Origin of the sequence: Enterococcus sp. DIV0086, assembly GCF_050498705.1 — a bacterium.
GTDB lineage: Bacteria > Bacillota > Bacilli > Lactobacillales > Enterococcaceae > Enterococcus > Enterococcus faecalis.
This window is the reverse complement of sequence record NZ_JBNIDN010000001.1, coordinates 1,124,806-1,141,039: the sequence shown is the minus strand read 5'-3', so window position 1 is coordinate 1,141,039 and position 16,234 is coordinate 1,124,806. Positions and strand designations below refer to the sequence as shown.

Genomic DNA, 16,234 nt, shown 5'->3' with positions numbered 1-16,234 from the left:
ATGCCTGAATTTGATTCATTAGGGGCTAGACAGGAGCCGGCAGAAAATTTTTACGGAGAAGAAATAGACGAAACAGCAGATTACGACAAGGATAGTATGGGAGAAACTATCGCCCAAGAGGATGGCGTATTCCAAGTTAACTATGTAATATCCTTGCTTGAACTGCATAATAAACGACTAGTTAGTGAAAATAAAAAAGCAATTGTCACTCAGCAGGATATTGTCGATTTTATTTTAGAAATAGGTGAAGAAAAAATAATATCTATAAACTTTGTAGGATTAGGAGAAAAGTATTTAAAAACTGGAGGAAATTACGATGGGGAATGAACTAGCGAATGAATTTACAAACCAACAATCAAATCCAAGTCATGGCGCAATGACCAATGTGAGCGTTAGCCGAGAAATGGAGGAAGTGAAGGGGCAAATTTTTATGGCCAAACAATTTCCAAGAAATCCATTTGAAGCAGAGAAACGAATTCTTGATTCATGTAAAAGAAAAAGCTTAGCCTCAACAGCGATGTACAGTTACCCGAGAGGAAATACGAATGTTCAAGGCCCATCTATTCGACTAGCAGAAGTTCTCGCCCAAAACTGGGGAAATATCTCTTTTGGTGTGAAAGAACTAGAACAACGACCAGGGGAATCCGTAGCGATGGCTTACGCATGGGATGTTGAAACAAATACTCGGCAAGAGAAAATATTTACCGTTCCCCATTTACGGCATACAAAATATGGATCAAAGAAACTCGAAGATCCAAGAGATATTTATGAAATGGTTGCGAATAATGGTTCACGAAGACTTCGTGCTTGTATTCTAGGTGTAATCCCTGGGGATATTGTTGAATTAGCTATTGAGGAATGCAACAAAACCCTTGCAGGAGAAAATGCTTCGCCGTTAAAAGATCGGTTATCTAGAGCTTTTACAGCTTTTAAAGAAGATTTTGATGTGACGCAAGAAATGATTGAAGAATACTTTGGTTATGCATCGAATAATTTTTCTGAGAAAAACTTTTCAGATTTAATTGGTATTTACAACAGCCTAAAGGATGGTTTAACAAAGGTACATGAATATTTTGAAAAACCTTTGGCAGAAAAGAAAATAAAAAATAGTATTGAAAAAGAGTTTATGAATAATAGCGAACAAAAAAATACAGAAAAAGTAAGCGGGAGTAAATCAGTAAAATCGAAAGCAGATGAAAAAGATGGACCTCAACAAGAACAACTATTATAGCAATGAAGCTGACTGGCAGTATATGTCAGTCAGTCAATTCAAAGACTTTATGAAATGTGAAGCCGCAGCATTAGCAAAATTAAAAGAAGAGTGGGCACCAACTTCAAACCCAATCGCTTTATTAGTTGGCAACTATGTTCATTCTTACTTTGAATCGAGTAAAGCACACACAGAGTTTATTAATGAAAATTATGCTTCTATCTATAAAAAGAATGGCTCCGAACGAGCAGAATTTATTCAAGCTATAGATATGATTGAAGCACTGGAATATGACGATTTTTTCAACTTTGTTTATCAAGGAGAAAAAGAAGTGATTTTGACGGGTGAATTATTCGGCACTAAGTGGAAAGCAAGAATTGATTGTTTTAATTTCGATAAAGGATATTTTGTTGATCTCAAAACAACCCGGAGCCTTTCACAGCGTTATTGGTCAGAACAGTATGGCGGATATGTCTCTTTTGCTGAAGAGTATGGATATATTACACAAATGTATGTGTATAAACAATTACTTGAGCAGAAATTTCATAAAGAAATGATCCCATATATTTTTGCAGTTACAAAAGAAACACCACCGAATATAGCCGCAATTGAAATTCACCATACAAGATATGAGTTTGAACGTTACAAAATAGAAGAAAAGTTACCTCACATTCTAAGAGTAAAGATGGGGGAAGAAGCCCCCACACAGTGCGGGAAATGTGAATATTGTAGAAAAAATAAAAAATTGAATGGATTTATAGAAATAGCAGACTTACTAAATTTATAGAGAGGAGGGTCTCAGTTGGATTACTTTAGACAAAGACGAGAGTACCGTAAATTGAAACAAAACGAAATAGACATCTCAATTGGCCAAAACAATCTGTATCGCGAGTTATTAGACTACGCGAACGATGAAGAAAAATTAGATGACTGGTTTCCTTTGAAAAATTCGGCGCTTACCGATCTTACAGGGCTTTCTACTCAAGGAGTAGCTAAAGCACGGAACAGTCTAATACAAATGAATTTAATAAAATATCGACCTGGAAAGAAAAATGCAGAGAAACCACAATATAAAATCCTCCCTCTGTATAACAAACGGTTGTCTAAAAGTGTGACAACTAGTTTAACAAAAAACAACGAAGAAAATGGAGAAAACACGCCAAAGTGTGACAAACAGTTCACCACTAGTGTAACAGCTGGTTCACAAGTAGTAGCACAAACGGTTGTACAACCAGTAGCACAAACAGTTGAACATAAAGATCTTACTAGTACTGTAACTATACTAGACAAAGACAATAAATATATATATCAAGATGATGACGACATCGGCGTGTATGAGTTTATCCAAAAAAGCTGGGGCAAACCACCAACGGGCTTATTACAAGGCGCACTGGGGCCATGGATTAAAGAATGGGGCCCAGAAATGGTCTTGTATGCATTCAAGCTGTCTTACGAGAATAGCGTAGAGATGTCAGGTTTGAAGAACTATGTCGAAGTCATTTTAAAAAATTGGAAAAAGCGAGATATTCGTACGCTTGAAGAAGCCGCAAAAGCGCAAGAAGCTTTTAAAGCGACCAGTAAAAAGAGCTTTGGTGCTGGTCGGTATCAACAGAAACCGATAAGGGAAGAAAAAATGCCGGACTGGAGCGGCATGCAAAAAGACGAAAAACTTCCACCAGAAGAACAAGCGGAGTTACAGCGACAAATGCAAGAATTATCGGGAGGATGAAAAAGAGAGGACTATCACAATGAGTAAATCTATTCATGAGATATTTTGGTCAAATGTTGAATATTATTGTATAGCACAAGATGTTCCGCTTTACAGAGCTTCTAATAATCGAATTCGTTTAGCGAAGCAACATAAAGAAAATGTCACACTAAAACGTATTCAAGAAATAGCAGAATTGCTTGATATTGATGATTACACGATTCTTTTTGAATCTGTCGATTAACAAAAGGAGTTGGAAATTTATGACGTGCCTAAAATGCAAAGGGGAGCGGATTATTTGGACCAAGGACAAATACGGATATGTGAAAGCTAAACCATGCCCAGTATGTAATCGTGAAGGGAATGAAGTTAGGCATGAGTTGCGAAAGAATACAAAAAAGCACCTACCAATAGAATCAATCAGTAGATGCTTTTACTGTGAATGATAATCGTTCAATTATTTCACTCCTTAAACCTTTTTTTCTAATTCATTGACAGCTTGTTCAATTGTAAGGCCAGTTGCACAAATATTTTGATCTGTGGCCAAAAATACCACGAAAATATTTAACGTAGTATTTAGCGTCACCTTATAATCGAAATTTTTGTTTTTGTTAGTGAATGTCATAACGCATTCTCCTTTCTTTGGATTGGCGAAAGGTAACAATAACGTATATAACGAAATTCCAAGAATAATTGTACCATAAAAAATAAAATATGGAAATATAAAGCTGAACATTTAATGTAAGCGAAAGGAGTGGAGGTTTGGTCGACCACAAAGAATTTTTAATTTGTTTTTGGGGTAAAGATACAGTTTTTTTAAATGAAAAACCAGCAAAAGCTGGTTTAAGAAATATCAAACTTAGATTTCAGGGCAGAAGGGACTTTGTCACGAGTGATGATTTGCCGTTTTATAATTCTTTTTTCACTGGCATTTAAAAGTAGAATAGTTCCTTCTTTTAATTTTGATCCATCAGCATAATCCCCAGAAGTTATAACATCAAAATTAAAATTACGGCTGTTTCCTTTAGTGTCAAATCCGACTACTTTATATTTATATCCTTTCCCTAAAAATCTACCACTGTCATCTTTTATGTCAGTTTGTTCAGGTAGAGGAGCCTGTATTTTAGCATAATAGTCTTCTCCTACGTAAGTAGATTGATAGTAATCCCAACCTTTCCACCCAATAAATATAAGTAACGCAACAAAAATTAAGCTTATGATTTTTTTCATGAGAAAACCTCCTAAAGTTTTTTAATATATTTAATTTACATGAATCAAACTAATAAGTTAATCGAAATAACTAACATTTTTGTAATAAATTTATTATCCGACTAGAAAGCGAGTGAAGAAGATGATTCCAAAATTTAGAGCATATTCAGTAGAAGAAAACATAATGTATTATCCTGATGAAGATAAAAATGTAGATTGGACTATTGATGATGATACAGGATTTATAGCTCCTCTTATCAATCTAGAAAATGGCATGTGGGGAATGATTGATAAGTATGTTCTCATGCAATCTACAGGCCTGAAAGACAAGAACGGCGTTGAAATTTTTGAGGGTGATATTGTTTCAGTAAGAAACCATCCATTTCAGAAAACAGAAAGCAGTGTTGGAATTGAAATAGATGGTGATTATAAAGTGTCTTGGAACGAATATGATCTAACTTGGTGCGCTGGAAATCTTTTGTTAGCAAGAATAAAGCCTTATGTAACTGTCATCGGAAATATATACGAAAATCCAGAGCTATTGGAGGTCAAATAAATGGCAATTAAAGGAAAAAGCAAGTTTGACTTTGAAGTGTTTAATGGGGATTTTGATAATTGGATGGGCTTCAATAAACAAAAATATACCAGAGAACAAGCAATAGAGGAATGGCGGTCAGAACTAATGCTTGACGAAAACACACCTTACATTGTTGAAGATGCATTTGTTAGATATCGTTTCGGAGTAGACGAAAACAATGAGAATCGTAGTTGCTGGTGGTTAGAATGGCGAGATTGTGATCATAGGTCTGTACCTGTTTGGTCCATTAGAACGCCTTTTCCGTGGGAATTGGAGGGAACAGAATGAGTAAACAAGAACTAGTAGATAAAAACGAAGTATTAAGTATTTGGCATAATTATTGGGAATCAGATAAATCGGCTTATGATGCAGAGGACGAGTTAAGAGAGCTAAAAACGATAATATGTATTACAGAACTCAACGAAAATCAGCAGACTGTGCTTGATTGGTTGAAAAAACATTTTTATAAAGAAGATGACAATTACCCTCTGGTATCAGTGTGTAGATTTGTTGAAGAAGACACTGGAGATGAATTTTCTGATGTTGGTTTGGCTTACGGTTACTTAACAATGAAACAAGAAGCGCAAGTGCTGCTAGCGTTCGCAAATTGGACTATGGAACAGGTGGAAGAGTGATGTTTATTGAACTTACAGCGATGGATGGGAACGTTGAGTTTGTAAATGCCAACCACATCAAGTGTATTTGTAAATCTAACATGCCGGGGGTAGGATCAATTATCGAATGGACGCATGCTCCAGCTTGGAATAATAATCCTACGGACTATAACTCCTACTACAAAGAAACTCCGAAAGAAGTATTTAATAAAGTATATTATGCGCGTCATGAAGAAGGACGTTAGCTATTAGATTGGAGGAAGCGGAATGAAACTATATCGATATGAAAGTTCAAAAAATACTGGACATTGGACAGAAAGTAAAGGACAGGCAAATAAAGAATTCGAAGAGGAAAAAGACTACTTAATGGCCGATGAGCCCGATGAAGACGAAACAGTAAAATTAGTCTCAATTGAGGTACCTGATGATTTGATAGATGAACTAGAAGATGAATCCAAAGAAGTGAAACAGGCCATATTAATGCATGATCCAGACCGTTTAGACGAAAACCCAAGAGAAGATGGCTATGACTTTGATTATTATGCTGCTTGGTCCGATGATATAGCGAAACGCAAGGAGGAAGGATAATGGAAGAAATTGCAGAAATGATGTTGGAAGGTGTCTTATGTGCATGTTGTGGTGCATTCCTTGACGTATATGGGAATGGTTATCCTGAATATTGTGAGGATTGCCAAGAATAAATAATCGAGGGGGAACGATGATGAAAAAAAGTGGTCTCAAAATCGGAGAAATTGAGTTCTCTGAAGTTCACTCAGGTGGTGAATCAAGCATTTTTTTCAGTGTTTTAGATGGAGAGTTAGCGATATGTACAACGAATTCAGCAGATGAAAGTCAACACGATTTTACCATTCCTAAAAATGAGTGGGAAATTATTAAGAGAGTTATTGATATAAATTTGACGTAGGAGGAACAGCGATGAATAAACAAGAATTGATTGAAGAATTAGAATGCATAGAAGTTTCTACAGACAGCCTTGATTATTTGAAAGGTGCTGACTATGCCAACGAAAGAGCAATTAATTTAGCAAAACGACTAGACGAACCGAAAAAAGTCGTTGTTCCGCCGATTATTGATAAATTTATCAGGGAAAATAAAGACCCTATTTATGAAATATGCGCGTGGTCAGATCATTACGGTAGCGATGGTAGAACATGTGAAGATTCTAAATTATCAGCAGTGATTAATTGGTATGGAAAAAATAGTAATGAATTTTATCGAGCTGTAATTAACGGTTACGAAGTCAAGGAAGAACCGCTATACGCAGTTAAAGGGCTTACTGATTATTTTAGATATGGAAATGAAGTAATTCTTTTTAACGATAAACAAGAAGCATTGGATATTGCTAATAAAATCGGCGAATATTGTGATATTGAAGAATTTGACTACGTTAATAATTCAAATTTCATATTAAGTAGGGAGTTTTAAATGATGAACACTAATGAGAAAGAGCAGCTTTACTATGTCGATTTTATGAATGATGGGGATGTGCACAAACGATTAATTCTGGATCATGAGAACGGTAAATACAATATTGTTGACTGGTCAGATAATTTAATTGGATTGGTTCAAGAAATGTTCACAGAACAAGAAATCAAAGCAGTTGACGAGCGATATTGGCTGTTTGCTGTAAAGGCAGAAGGTGAATAGATGGTAATAGAAGAATTGAAATTTACAACGCCAAAACAAAAAGAATTATTCAAATCAATCGTAGAGGATAAGCACCGATTATTAGACAATGAAATCGAAAAATTATATGAGCAGTATTTTAAGCCAGCAGATTCGAGAAAAATTGAAAACTTAATTAATGGGAAAATGGAGGCTGAATAAATGATCAAATTTAAAGAATTCAATACTCAACCTTACGATGTTCACATTACTGGATTTTTTAAAGATTTAAACAAGAAAAATCCAGATGATGTTTTTGAGTATGTTGACTTGAAATGTATTGATGGAAAATTAGTGATATTAGTCTATCGCCAAACTAATAGAGGGCTGTATCAGCTTGGTACCTTATTTAAGGGAGGATAAGTAATGCTAAGTTATCCAGAAGTTTATATCTTAGGAAGGCAAGTCGATGGTGTTTATGTTGAATACCTGAGAAGAACCTTTTACACATTATCAGCTGCTAAACGTAATGCAGATTTTTATAACAAACATTATAATGGCGAATGGAAAATTTTAAAATACGGCAGACCGATAACGGTCGAATTAAACAATAAAAAAGCCAACCGACCACTGGTTGACTAAGAAGAATATTTTATCTTAACTAGAAAAACACAACTAGTTTTTTCTAGTTGTGTTTTCTAGATGACGTCACTCTGGATGAATTGAGTGACCTATATTATAGCATAATAAAATAATGAATTTCAATAAGTATAAATAAAAAAGTCGGATTACTCCGACTATTGGTAACTTTGCACAGTGAAAAAGGACAACCGTTTTCCGCCGATTATCCTTTTCGTGTGAATTAGCACTTTCCCGAAATGAAGTACTAATAAGCAAATACATTATACAAAGAATGATTCCATTTTGCAATAAGAAAAAGACCAACTAGTTTCCGCTAGCTGATCTTTGTGTAAGTAAAAGAGATTCTAATTTATTATACCATGGAGGCGGAGAATTTGCGATTATTTCCTGATATTGATACTAAAAAAACGAAAATGAATGCAAGAAAAGTGCTAGCACAATACCGAAAATGGGAGCGCATCGCTGGTAAGTCACTCATTGATATCCGTTCTCCACATCTTTCTGATATGCCTAGAACATTAGGAGTCTCTGTTAATAAGACACAAGATGGCATTGTCGAAAGAGTTTATGCTGAAATGGAGAGAGACGCTATTTTAAGAGCTTTAGCAAGCCTTTCTATTGTTAGTAGGCAAATACTTCACTACAGTTTTTGTGTGCAGGACCATTATTCTAATTACAAAATCGCCAGAGAAGTCGGCTATTCTGAAAGAAGTATTCAACGAATGAAATCAGAAGCTTTGATTGAATTTGCTGAAGCGTATCGAAATGGAAAAATAATTGCATACAAAAGCAAGTGTTGACGTTTTTTTTCAAAAAAGGCAAACTATGAACATAGTATATATAAGATTTATAGAGATAGTCGCTATTTTTGGCGGTTTTTTGGCGGAAAGTTGGCGGTTTTTATCAATATTTAGATGTTATTATAGTAGTGTCGAAAGTCAAAGAAATGGACACATTAACCAGAACTCTGCGGCAGCTGCTTACGCACGAGAGCAATTCCTAAACTCATGTAGTAGTAGCTAGGTATGTTTAGGATAAACTTTATCAATTGTTTTTGCTGGTATTTGATTGATCAGTCACTGTGGTATGGCGTGTAGCATCTGGGATGCAACTGGCTTCGTGTGAGATAAGATGCAGGTTCGATTCCTGTCACGCCAATAAGTAGCAAACGCTGCTTAAATAAATTAGGAAGCGTCAATAGATGTTTCTATCCTTCACGAGAGGCATCCGCTTGCGGGGTGTCTCTTTTCTACATACAAAAAACCACTAGACTATGGGAATCTAGTGGCTGGGTAGCATTCGTGCAAAAATTGTTGGTTTTTATTTACAAAAAGGAGTTGCTACCCATAAATAGTATAACAAGAAGTGATCTGTTGAATCAAGTACATAAAGATAACTAGGAGAGAACTATATGAAAAACTATTGGTATGTATCGTTAACACATAAATATCCACAGCCGAAGCACTCAGTCGATGCAGTACGGGTAGTAATGTCAGTGCAGATTAAGAAGTCCTATTCCATCATTGAAATGACACGGGAAGCAACCCCACAAGAAATTGACTATTGCAAGTTGGTATATTGCGGTCATGGGTATTGGAGTGACAAGCATGTACAAGAGAATATGAGTAAATATAGTTAGAGAAAAGAGGTGAGGTCATGGCAAAGTACACAGAGTGGCTAACTAACGAAGGATTAATTAAAATCGAAGGGTGGGCACGAGATGGCCTCGTCGATAAACAAATCGCGCAAAATATTGGAGTATCTGAAAGAACATTTACCGACTGGAAAAAGAAATTTTCTTCCATTTCTTCCGCCCTTAAAAAAGGAAAAGAGGTTGTGGATCGTCAAGTTGAAAATGCGCTGTTTAAAAGTGCGACAGGCTATGAATACACAGAACGAACAGCAAAAGTCGTCGATCGTGACAAGGATATTGTTGATGCTGAGCGAAGAGAATATGAACAACGCTACAAAATGGACCACCCAGAGGCGGATTTACAAGAAATTAAAGATGCTGCTATAAAAGCAATTCCAACAACAGAAAGGATAATTTTACTTGAGGTTGATAAACAAGTATCCCCTAATCCAACTGCAGCTATTTTCTGGTTGAAAAATAGAAAGCCAAATGTATGGAGGGATAAGAAAGAAACTCAACTGTCTGTTAATAATCCTTTTGCTGGTTTGTCTGAGGAAGAATTAAGAAAGTTAGCTGAAGGCGATGGATAAAATCGTTTTAGGTGCGAAGTTAGAATTATCCCGTCGTTATTTTTGGGACTATTGTAAATTAACTACATCTGACTTTTACAAACAAGATAGAAAGTACTTAAAAGAGTTATGTGATGACCTGCAAGAATTCATTTATGATAGCGACGATAACGTTTTAGTTATCAACGAACCGCCGAGACATGGAAAATCGAGAACTGCTGGTAAATTCGTAGAATGGTTATTAGGAAATGACAATCAAAAAAAGATAATGACGGGTTCATATAACGAAACATTATCTACAACATTTTCTAAAAGTGTGAGGAATGCTATTCAGGAAATAAAAGCTGATGAAGGCAGGATAGTATTTTCAGATGTATTCCCTGGTGTAGAAATAAAATCAGGTGATGGCGCTATGAATTTGTGGAGTTTGAATGGTGGTTATAATAATTATCTAGCGACATCTCCAACAGGAACAGCTACAGGTTTTGGCGCAGACATCATTATCATTGATGATTTAATTAAAAATGCCGAAGAAGCAAATAACGCTATGGTTTTAGAGAAGCACTGGGATTGGTTTATCAATACTATGCTTTCTCGTTTAGAAACAGGCGGTAAAATTATAATCATCATGACTAGGTGGCATTCTAATGATTTAGCAGGAAAAACTTTAAAAGAGTTACCTCAATCTGGTTATAAAGTAAAGCACATTAGCATGAAAGCATATAACGAAGAAACAGACACCATGCTTTGTGAGCCTGTCCTTTCTAAAGAAGAATATTTCCGTAAAAAGAAAACGATGGGTGCAGATATTGCTTCTGCTAACTATCAACAAGAACCGATTGATTTAAAAGGGCGTTTGTACCAAAAATTTTCAACATATGAAACACGCTCTAATTACATTAAAATATGGAATTATACCGATACAGCAGACACTGGTGCTGATAATCTTTGTTCAATTGTTTTTGGTGAGACAGAAGATCATAAAGCAGAAGTATTGGATGTTCTATTTACAAAAGAACCAATGGAACAAACGGAAACAGCACACGCTGAACAAATTAAAAATAACCAAGTGAACCATGTCCGCATTGAGTCTAACTCTGGTGGGCGTGGTTTTTCTCGTAACTCAGAAAGAATTGTTAAAGAACGAGGATATCGTGGTGCTTATTACGAGCCATTTCATCAATCGGCAAATAAACAATCACGTATTCTTTCTAATTCGGCACTTGTAGAAAATAATGTGTATTTCCCATCGGATTGGAAAATAAGATGGCCAGAATTTTATGAAGCTATGACTACTTACCAAAGGGAAGGTAAAAACAAACACGATGATGCACCAGATGCTGTAACAGGCATTGTAGAAACATTAGCAAATGATAATAAAGTTCAATTTATTCAATTTTAGGAGGTGGAATGATTGTTCCAAAGTAGTTTAACATTAAGTCGATATAAAAGATTACGAACGAAATATTCTACGCAAATAAATGAAGAGCTTTTTGATCCAAATGACTTCATAACAGAGATGAAGCCATTCTTTGATGACAGAGAGCGTAAATACAAAGCTTACACAAGTGAAGAAAATGAGATTGATAGCAGACCTAAACCAAACACAAAAATTATAAAAGTGAATAATAAACTTCACGCCGGCTTATACAACACCATTGTTGATCAAGCAGCTGATCATTTCACAGGTATCCCAGTTAAATGGGATTATGATGTTACAGAACAAAGAAAGTCCTTAATTCAAAAAACAAAGGATTTATTTTTAGGTAATGTCAGTGCGAAGATAAAAACACCTAAAGAATTCGATAGACTAGCAGAATTAGTTAAAGAAATGCGATTCGCAATGTTGGATTCAGACACGGCACGATATCAAGGAGCTTGTGGTGTTGCTTTTCGTTTGTTAGAACCTGTTGAAACCGTGGAAGGTTGGCAATTATGGGCGAGCAATATCGAACCATGGAGAGCCGAAAAATATGAGAATGCAGATATTTTCATTCGAGAGAAATATGACACACACCAAAAGAAATTTTTCGAAGAAATGAAAGTTGTTACTAAGAAAAAAATCTTAACGTATAACAGATACGTGGAAACGAATTTAATGAATGCGGCTGAAACATTTAAATTGACAGCAGAAACTGATAACCCTCTCGAAACGTTCTACCTGTCAGAATTTAAAAACAACACGAATCGTTATTGCGATTTTGAGGTTGCAGAGGAACTTTCTGATGCTTTCGACAGAAGCCTTTCAGACCAGCAAAATGAAGTCGAACAGTTTAAATTAGCGTATATGATGATTAGTGGGTCCCGTTTAGGTGAAAAAGAAGCACAGAGGATGATGGAACAGCTAGGTATCATTAACTTGCCAGATCCACAGGCGAAGGTTGGCTATGTAACGAAAGACATTAACAAAGATTTCAACGAGTATCATCTTAATCAACTGAAAAAGCTTTACTACACGGTCACTAAGTCAATCGACTTTAATGATGAGGTGTTTAAGTCAAACGCTTCTGGTGAAGCTCGTAAATGGCAAATTATTGCACTAGAAGCCAAAACAAACACGAAAGAACAGTATTTTAGAGAGGGTTTAAAAGAAGTAACTGAGACGATGGCGGCTTTTATAAAATTTAGCGATAAATTAGAAGTAGATGTTTCTAAAATTGTGTTTACGTTTAGTCGTAGTTTACCAACTGATATTGGATATCTTGCTGAGGCGTTACCTAAACTTTCACCGTTTGTATCCAAACGAACAATTATTAATCAGATTCCATTTGTTAAAGACCCCGATTATGAAATGGAATTAATGAATTTAGAACAAGGGCGAAACTATCCAAGCGGGGAATACGGCAAGCTAGGCGGTGCGGATAATGACGAAGAAGAAAACAAGGGCTAACGAGCTCTATTGGGAAAAACGCCGTGAATTAGAAGATAAAGCACGTTTGAAACTGGAAAAGAAAACTCTTAATGAGCTAGAATCTGTTTTCGAACGTGCTTTAGTTAAAATTCAAAGACAGCTGTTGTCACAAGCAGATTTACACGATATCACTCAAAGTAAAATGCTAGAAGACTTTAGCAAACGAGACCAAGAGAAGTACCGCAAGTACATCGAAAAGAACTATGAAAAGTTGATGGAATCAGATGAAGCTTATAAGCAATTCATAGATGAGTATTTTCCATCTTACGATTATGCAAAGGTCAATCGTCTGTTACAATTACGAGCAGACATTTTTTCTGCCCTTGCAGGGGAAGCGATAGCCAATAATGTTAACGGTAAATTTAATAACGACTTAGAAAACATCACAAAACGAATCTGCAATTCTAATTCTAATGCATTAATGCAATTATTAGGCGGTTCAGCACCTGGATTAACTAAGAATGAACTAGAAAACATCATGAACTATCCATGGAGCGGAAAAACTTTTTCATCTCGTTTATGGGGCAATATATCAACCCTAGAGCAACGTCTAAGTAATTCTATTATTAATTCTTTAGCAAGTGGCGAAGGTGTTTTAGAAGCTCTTAAAACAATGAAAAATGATGGTGTTATTAGTGGCATGTTTAAGTTAGAGCAAGGAAAGTTTAATCGTTCGATTGAAAATCTTGTTAGAACTGAATATTCACATTTTGCTGTAGAGGGTGTAAGAAAATCGCTAAAGGATGTAGGTGTTAAGCAAACACAAAGCTGGTCGGCAGAAGATGAGCGTGTTTGCTCTATTTGTGGTGGACGTCACGGAAAAGAGATTAAAGATGATTGGCATCCTCCGTATCATGGACGTTGCCGTTGTACTGAAATACCAATTATTCCTGAAATTAGCGATGACGTAGATAAATTGTATGAAGAGATGTTTGGTGATTTATTGGATGAGTTCGCTAATAATAATTGGGGAATAAAATTAAATAGGAGAGGAGGATAGCAATGAAAGGTTTGTTTGAAGCGTTGTTAAAGCTAGATGTAACCAATGGTACAGAAAAAGCCTATAAAAAAGCTTTTGAACAAGAAAATGAACGATATTTGACCAAGCACACTTTAAGAGACGGCAACGGTAATATCGTTAAAGATGAACTTGAATCAGTTTGGGGTGGTAATTATTGTCACGTTGATATTTTGTATTCGTTACCAGGTAAAAAAAGCAAATTAACTATTTCGATTGTGTCTAGGACTCTGCAAAATGTAAAATATGCTGTCACTGATTATCAAATGCTAGGTGCTGAATTGGTTCACAAGAATTGGGAGTGATTAGATGAATAACGGTTTTAATACAACAGAAAATGATGTTTCCATAGTTATTTATTTTAATGATGCTAAGACAGCGTTATTTCAAAGAGTAACTAATTTTAAAGTTGAAGAAGATAGTTATGGTAAAACAATGGTTATTTTTGACTATTTAGGGCAATCTACTCAGACTGCAAGACATGCAGTATTTAATTTAGGGAATATAGCAGGATATGCGAGGTCGATTGATTAAATGGATGAAGATGAATTAGACGAGTTGTGGGAATTAGAAGATTTAGGAATCTTATGAGGTGATAAAATGGATCCATATGATTATTTAGATGCAGATTACGAGGAACATCTAAAAAAAGAATGTGTTTTAACAATAACAACAAAACGAAAACTTTACTATTGGTATAGAATTTCCCAATTATATTTTTTTAATTTGTTTAACTACAAGAAATTTGTGGAATTACAAGAGTTTGTTTTAGAAGAGTTAGAAACGGATATAGAAAAATATTTTAAAATTAAAGTGAAGGAAAAGGTCTAACAAAAGTTAGGCTTTTTATTTTGTCCGAAATGACACTAAACTAGCGCAATGCTGGGCTTGATTGAATGGCGGGGCGCAATAAATAATCTAAAGCAATGCGGGGCGTGCAAACGAATCGTGGGGCGAAAGGAGAAACAAAATGAAAACAAAAAAATTATTACCAATGAATTTGCAGATGTTTGCTGATGGTGGGGGAAATGAACCAGAGTTCACTATTGCTGATTTTAAAGCATTTGTCGAATCGAATGAAGATGCACAGAAATTCATTCAATCTCAATCACAAAGTGCTGCAGACGAACAGTTAGAAGCTTGGAAACAGAATAACCTTGATAAGCTAAAACAGGAAGCTGTGCAGCAATATGAAGAATCCAAGAAAAATAAAACACCTGAGCAGATTGCTTTAGAAAAATTACAAGCGGAATTTGAAGCTGAGAAAAATTTACGTGTTACTAGTGAAAATAAAGCTTTTGTAGCTGAACAAATAGCTGGGTTGAAACTTGAAGATGAATTAAGCGAATCCGTTTCTCAGTTCATGCTAAACAATCTAGTCAGCTCAGACACAGAGTTTACCAAAAGTGCAGTAGAAGCTTTCACAAGTGTTTTAAGCACCATCAATGAAAAGCATGCTGAAGCAATTAAAAACATGGAAATGACAAAAGCATTCGGTAATAAGCAACAAACTAATGCGACTGATGGTAATCAGTCAACGCAAATGATTGAAAATCCAGAATCATCATTAGGACAAAAATTACAAGCATTTATTAATTAGGAGGAAATAACAAATGAAAAAAAGTTCGGTAAATAATCTAGAGTATTTAGACATTTCACAAGAAATCAACGCATTTCAAATTCCATCAACACCATTCTTAAGTTGGTTATTAGGAGCTGGTAAAACCAGTCCAACAGCTTCTACAGAAATTAAATGGCGTGAATCTGAACTTAACAGAGAAGATTCATCTGCTCAAGTAGAAGGTGGAGAATACAACGATGCAGAAACAGGACGTAACTGGTTTAGCAACTATACGGAAATTTTCCGTAAAGCAACTTCAGTTTCAGGGACATTAGATGCTATTAAAGTTGATGGAATTGGTAATGAATTAAGTAACCAGGTTCTGCAACGTGCATTAGAAATGAAGTTAGATTTAAATCGTAAATTATTAGTTGGTGTTAAGGCAAATGAAACAGGATCAAAAGGTCGTCAAATGAGTGGTGTGATCAATTTAATTAATTCTAATAACTTGATCAAAACAGCTACTGCAGATGCCGTTACACGTAAAGACGTCGACAAGATGTTTAAAGCAATGTTTGACAATGGATACGGTGGAGAAAAATTATGTCTGGTTTCTACAGATATGGTCGACTTGATGACTGATGAATTAGATAAAGCAGGTACGAAAGTATTTAGTTTTGGTGAGCAAGTAGCATTTGGGCTACAACTAGGCCGTATTGTATCTAACTATGGCACAGGTAGTGCATTGATTGAACCATCATTACCAGCTGGTACAATGATTGCTTTAGATACTAACTATGTTAAATTACGTCCGTTGCGTGAATGGCGTGCAGAAGAATTAGCTAAAACAACTGATTCTAAACGTATTGGCGTAGTAGGTGAATATACCGTTGAATACAACGCTTCGAATTCAGGGGCAATCTTAAACCTTGCAACTGCAGCACCAGGTGAATAAT

29 protein-coding genes and 1 tRNA gene are annotated in these 16,234 nt (G+C 35.6%); 28 read left to right on the top strand and 2 right to left on the bottom strand.

The window, feature by feature from the left end; all coding sequences use genetic code 11:
- From IGI63_RS05455 to IGI63_RS05435, 5 genes are read left to right on the top strand one after another with little or no spacing between them, the layout of a single operon-like run.
- Complete coding sequence (locus IGI63_RS05455) at nt 1-327, top strand: hypothetical protein (RefSeq protein WP_429975484.1); 327 nt, start codon at nt 1-3, stop codon at nt 325-327.
- Nucleotides 317-1,231 carry a hypothetical protein gene (locus IGI63_RS05450; protein WP_429975483.1) on the top strand — a complete coding sequence of 305 codons (915 nt, stop codon included), beginning with the start codon at nt 317-319 and terminating at the stop codon, nt 1,229-1,231. The genes IGI63_RS05455 and IGI63_RS05450 overlap by 11 nt, the downstream gene beginning before the upstream one ends.
- Entirely contained in the window at nt 1,194-1,997 is an 804-nt protein-coding gene (locus IGI63_RS05445) for a PD-(D/E)XK nuclease-like domain-containing protein (RefSeq protein ID WP_429975482.1), read from the top strand. The genes IGI63_RS05450 and IGI63_RS05445 overlap by 38 nt, the downstream gene beginning before the upstream one ends.
- A 15-nt stretch (nt 1,998-2,012) precedes the next feature.
- Nucleotides 2,013-2,939 (top strand): DnaD domain protein, encoded by a 927-nt coding sequence (locus IGI63_RS05440; RefSeq protein ID WP_429975481.1) that lies wholly within the window; start codon nt 2,013-2,015, stop codon nt 2,937-2,939.
- Nucleotides 2,940-2,958: 19 nt separating this feature from the next.
- Entirely contained in the window at nt 2,959-3,162 is a 204-nt protein-coding gene (locus IGI63_RS05435; RefSeq protein WP_429975480.1) for a hypothetical protein, read from the top strand.
- A gap of 225 nt (nt 3,163-3,387) precedes the next feature.
- Here IGI63_RS05435 and IGI63_RS05430 read toward each other — a convergent pair whose 3' ends face one another.
- Together IGI63_RS05430 and IGI63_RS05425 are read right to left on the bottom strand one after the other, a co-directional pair.
- Complete coding sequence (locus tag IGI63_RS05430; protein WP_429975479.1) at nt 3,388-3,543, bottom strand: hypothetical protein; 156 nt, start codon at nt 3,541-3,543, stop codon at nt 3,388-3,390.
- Nucleotides 3,544-3,761: 218 nt separating this feature from the next.
- Nucleotides 3,762-4,148: a YxeA family protein gene (locus IGI63_RS05425; protein ID WP_429975478.1), complete on the bottom strand. Its 387-nt coding sequence runs from the start codon at nt 4,146-4,148 to the stop codon at nt 3,762-3,764.
- A 121-nt stretch (nt 4,149-4,269) separates the two neighbouring features.
- Here IGI63_RS05425 and IGI63_RS05420 point away from each other — a divergent pair, with 121 nt between their 5' ends.
- The 23 genes from IGI63_RS05420 to IGI63_RS05310 all read left to right on the top strand — a co-directional run bounded on the left by IGI63_RS05420 (nt 4,270) and on the right by IGI63_RS05310 (nt 16,233).
- The gene (locus IGI63_RS05420; RefSeq protein ID WP_429975477.1) at nt 4,270-4,683 is read left to right on the top strand and encodes a YopX family protein; all 414 of its coding nucleotides are present in this window, start codon (nt 4,270-4,272) and stop codon (nt 4,681-4,683) included.
- The gene (locus tag IGI63_RS05415; protein ID WP_429975476.1) at nt 4,684-4,992 is read left to right on the top strand and encodes a hypothetical protein; all 309 of its coding nucleotides are present in this window, start codon (nt 4,684-4,686) and stop codon (nt 4,990-4,992) included.
- Nucleotides 4,989-5,339: a hypothetical protein gene (locus tag IGI63_RS05410; RefSeq protein ID WP_429975475.1), complete on the top strand. Its 351-nt coding sequence runs from the start codon at nt 4,989-4,991 to the stop codon at nt 5,337-5,339. Before IGI63_RS05415 ends, IGI63_RS05410 begins: the two co-directional genes overlap by 4 nt.
- On the top strand, nt 5,339-5,563 hold the full coding sequence (locus IGI63_RS05405) for a hypothetical protein (protein ID WP_105208524.1): 225 nt from the start codon (nt 5,339-5,341) through the stop codon (nt 5,561-5,563). Before IGI63_RS05410 ends, IGI63_RS05405 begins: the two co-directional genes overlap by 1 nt.
- Before the next feature lie 22 nt (nt 5,564-5,585).
- Nucleotides 5,586-5,906 carry a hypothetical protein gene (locus IGI63_RS05400; RefSeq protein WP_033628305.1) on the top strand — a complete coding sequence of 107 codons (321 nt, stop codon included), beginning with the start codon at nt 5,586-5,588 and terminating at the stop codon, nt 5,904-5,906.
- A gap of 130 nt (nt 5,907-6,036) precedes the next feature.
- On the top strand, nt 6,037-6,243 hold the full coding sequence (locus tag IGI63_RS05395; RefSeq protein ID WP_429975474.1) for a hypothetical protein: 207 nt from the start codon (nt 6,037-6,039) through the stop codon (nt 6,241-6,243).
- An 11-nt stretch (nt 6,244-6,254) separates the two neighbouring features.
- The gene (locus IGI63_RS05390; protein ID WP_429975473.1) at nt 6,255-6,764 is read left to right on the top strand and encodes a DUF1642 domain-containing protein; all 510 of its coding nucleotides are present in this window, start codon (nt 6,255-6,257) and stop codon (nt 6,762-6,764) included.
- Complete coding sequence (locus IGI63_RS05385; RefSeq protein WP_429975472.1) at nt 6,765-6,986, top strand: DUF1642 domain-containing protein; 222 nt, start codon at nt 6,765-6,767, stop codon at nt 6,984-6,986.
- Nucleotides 6,987-7,166 carry a hypothetical protein gene (locus IGI63_RS05380; protein WP_010828489.1) on the top strand — a complete coding sequence of 60 codons (180 nt, stop codon included), beginning with the start codon at nt 6,987-6,989 and terminating at the stop codon, nt 7,164-7,166.
- Complete coding sequence (locus IGI63_RS05375) at nt 7,167-7,367, top strand: hypothetical protein (RefSeq protein WP_429975471.1); 201 nt, start codon at nt 7,167-7,169, stop codon at nt 7,365-7,367.
- A 3-nt stretch (nt 7,368-7,370) separates the two neighbouring features.
- Nucleotides 7,371-7,586 carry a hypothetical protein gene (locus IGI63_RS05370; RefSeq protein WP_429975470.1) on the top strand — a complete coding sequence of 72 codons (216 nt, stop codon included), beginning with the start codon at nt 7,371-7,373 and terminating at the stop codon, nt 7,584-7,586.
- A gap of 374 nt (nt 7,587-7,960) precedes the next feature.
- Nucleotides 7,961-8,386 carry an ArpU family phage packaging/lysis transcriptional regulator gene (locus IGI63_RS05365; RefSeq protein WP_429975469.1) on the top strand — a complete coding sequence of 142 codons (426 nt, stop codon included), beginning with the start codon at nt 7,961-7,963 and terminating at the stop codon, nt 8,384-8,386.
- Nucleotides 8,387-8,673: 287 nt separating this feature from the next.
- Nucleotides 8,674-8,744 (top strand) — tRNA-OTHER (locus tag IGI63_RS05360).
- 253 nt (nt 8,745-8,997) lie between these two features.
- Entirely contained in the window at nt 8,998-9,225 is a 228-nt protein-coding gene (locus IGI63_RS05355; protein WP_429975468.1) for a hypothetical protein, read from the top strand.
- Between the two features lie 17 nt (nt 9,226-9,242).
- On the top strand, nt 9,243-9,809 hold the full coding sequence (locus tag IGI63_RS05350) for a helix-turn-helix domain-containing protein (protein ID WP_429975467.1): 567 nt from the start codon (nt 9,243-9,245) through the stop codon (nt 9,807-9,809).
- Entirely contained in the window at nt 9,802-11,190 is a 1,389-nt protein-coding gene (gene terL / locus IGI63_RS05345; protein ID WP_429975466.1) for a phage terminase large subunit, read from the top strand. Before IGI63_RS05350 ends, terL begins: the two co-directional genes overlap by 8 nt.
- A 12-nt stretch (nt 11,191-11,202) precedes the next feature.
- Nucleotides 11,203-12,678: a phage portal protein gene (locus tag IGI63_RS05340; protein ID WP_429975465.1), complete on the top strand. Its 1,476-nt coding sequence runs from the start codon at nt 11,203-11,205 to the stop codon at nt 12,676-12,678.
- Nucleotides 12,653-13,699, top strand: a complete 1,047-nt coding sequence (locus IGI63_RS05335) for a phage head morphogenesis protein (RefSeq protein WP_429975464.1) — start codon at nt 12,653-12,655, stop codon at nt 13,697-13,699. Before IGI63_RS05340 ends, IGI63_RS05335 begins: the two co-directional genes overlap by 26 nt.
- A 2-nt stretch (nt 13,700-13,701) precedes the next feature.
- The gene (locus tag IGI63_RS05330; RefSeq protein ID WP_429975463.1) at nt 13,702-14,022 is read left to right on the top strand and encodes a hypothetical protein; all 321 of its coding nucleotides are present in this window, start codon (nt 13,702-13,704) and stop codon (nt 14,020-14,022) included.
- 4 nt (nt 14,023-14,026) lie between these two features.
- Nucleotides 14,027-14,251: a hypothetical protein gene (locus tag IGI63_RS05325; RefSeq protein ID WP_002395890.1), complete on the top strand. Its 225-nt coding sequence runs from the start codon at nt 14,027-14,029 to the stop codon at nt 14,249-14,251.
- Between the two features lie 66 nt (nt 14,252-14,317).
- Entirely contained in the window at nt 14,318-14,548 is a 231-nt protein-coding gene (locus IGI63_RS05320; protein ID WP_048947168.1) for a hypothetical protein, read from the top strand.
- A gap of 139 nt (nt 14,549-14,687) precedes the next feature.
- Entirely contained in the window at nt 14,688-15,317 is a 630-nt protein-coding gene (locus tag IGI63_RS05315) for a capsid assembly scaffolding protein Gp46 family protein (protein ID WP_429975462.1), read from the top strand.
- A gap of 13 nt (nt 15,318-15,330) precedes the next feature.
- Nucleotides 15,331-16,233: an SU10 major capsid protein gene (locus tag IGI63_RS05310; RefSeq protein ID WP_429975461.1), complete on the top strand. Its 903-nt coding sequence runs from the start codon at nt 15,331-15,333 to the stop codon at nt 16,231-16,233.
- Nucleotide 16,234 lies beyond the last annotated feature (1 nt).

Bases quoted from the DNA above. Each gene is read 5' to 3' on its own strand.
- IGI63_RS05335 (WP_429975464.1), top strand. From the start codon at position 12,653: ATGACGAAGAAGAAAACAAGGGCTAACGAGCTCTATTGGGAAAAACGC.
- IGI63_RS05435 (WP_429975480.1), top strand. From the start codon at position 2,959: ATGAGTAAATCTATTCATGAGATATTTTGGTCAAATGTTGAATATTAT.
- IGI63_RS05410 (WP_429975475.1), top strand. From the start codon at position 4,989: ATGAGTAAACAAGAACTAGTAGATAAAAACGAAGTATTAAGTATTTGG.
- IGI63_RS05455 (WP_429975484.1), top strand. From the start codon at position 1: ATGCCTGAATTTGATTCATTAGGGGCTAGACAGGAGCCGGCAGAAAAT.
- IGI63_RS05415 (WP_429975476.1), top strand. From the start codon at position 4,684: ATGGCAATTAAAGGAAAAAGCAAGTTTGACTTTGAAGTGTTTAATGGG.
- IGI63_RS05430 (WP_429975479.1), bottom strand. From the start codon at position 3,543: ATGACATTCACTAACAAAAACAAAAATTTCGATTATAAGGTGACGCTA.
- terL (WP_429975466.1), top strand. From the start codon at position 9,802: ATGGATAAAATCGTTTTAGGTGCGAAGTTAGAATTATCCCGTCGTTAT.
- IGI63_RS05325 (WP_002395890.1), top strand. From the start codon at position 14,027: ATGAATAACGGTTTTAATACAACAGAAAATGATGTTTCCATAGTTATT.
- IGI63_RS05420 (WP_429975477.1), top strand. From the start codon at position 4,270: ATGATTCCAAAATTTAGAGCATATTCAGTAGAAGAAAACATAATGTAT.
- IGI63_RS05320 (WP_048947168.1), top strand. From the start codon at position 14,318: ATGGATCCATATGATTATTTAGATGCAGATTACGAGGAACATCTAAAA.
- IGI63_RS05375 (WP_429975471.1), top strand. From the start codon at position 7,167: ATGATCAAATTTAAAGAATTCAATACTCAACCTTACGATGTTCACATT.
- IGI63_RS05395 (WP_429975474.1), top strand. From the start codon at position 6,037: ATGATGAAAAAAAGTGGTCTCAAAATCGGAGAAATTGAGTTCTCTGAA.
- IGI63_RS05385 (WP_429975472.1), top strand. From the start codon at position 6,765: ATGATGAACACTAATGAGAAAGAGCAGCTTTACTATGTCGATTTTATG.
- IGI63_RS05450 (WP_429975483.1), top strand. From the start codon at position 317: ATGGGGAATGAACTAGCGAATGAATTTACAAACCAACAATCAAATCCA.
- IGI63_RS05390 (WP_429975473.1), top strand. From the start codon at position 6,255: ATGAATAAACAAGAATTGATTGAAGAATTAGAATGCATAGAAGTTTCT.
- IGI63_RS05370 (WP_429975470.1), top strand. From the start codon at position 7,371: ATGCTAAGTTATCCAGAAGTTTATATCTTAGGAAGGCAAGTCGATGGT.
- IGI63_RS05380 (WP_010828489.1), top strand. From the start codon at position 6,987: ATGGTAATAGAAGAATTGAAATTTACAACGCCAAAACAAAAAGAATTA.
- IGI63_RS05400 (WP_033628305.1), top strand. From the start codon at position 5,586: ATGAAACTATATCGATATGAAAGTTCAAAAAATACTGGACATTGGACA.
- IGI63_RS05350 (WP_429975467.1), top strand. From the start codon at position 9,243: ATGGCAAAGTACACAGAGTGGCTAACTAACGAAGGATTAATTAAAATC.
- IGI63_RS05330 (WP_429975463.1), top strand. From the start codon at position 13,702: ATGAAAGGTTTGTTTGAAGCGTTGTTAAAGCTAGATGTAACCAATGGT.
- IGI63_RS05425 (WP_429975478.1), bottom strand. From the start codon at position 4,148: ATGAAAAAAATCATAAGCTTAATTTTTGTTGCGTTACTTATATTTATT.
- IGI63_RS05310 (WP_429975461.1), top strand. From the start codon at position 15,331: ATGAAAAAAAGTTCGGTAAATAATCTAGAGTATTTAGACATTTCACAA.
- IGI63_RS05405 (WP_105208524.1), top strand. From the start codon at position 5,339: ATGTTTATTGAACTTACAGCGATGGATGGGAACGTTGAGTTTGTAAAT.
- IGI63_RS05445 (WP_429975482.1), top strand. From the start codon at position 1,194: ATGAAAAAGATGGACCTCAACAAGAACAACTATTATAGCAATGAAGCT.
- IGI63_RS05355 (WP_429975468.1), top strand. From the start codon at position 8,998: ATGAAAAACTATTGGTATGTATCGTTAACACATAAATATCCACAGCCG.
- IGI63_RS05315 (WP_429975462.1), top strand. From the start codon at position 14,688: ATGAAAACAAAAAAATTATTACCAATGAATTTGCAGATGTTTGCTGAT.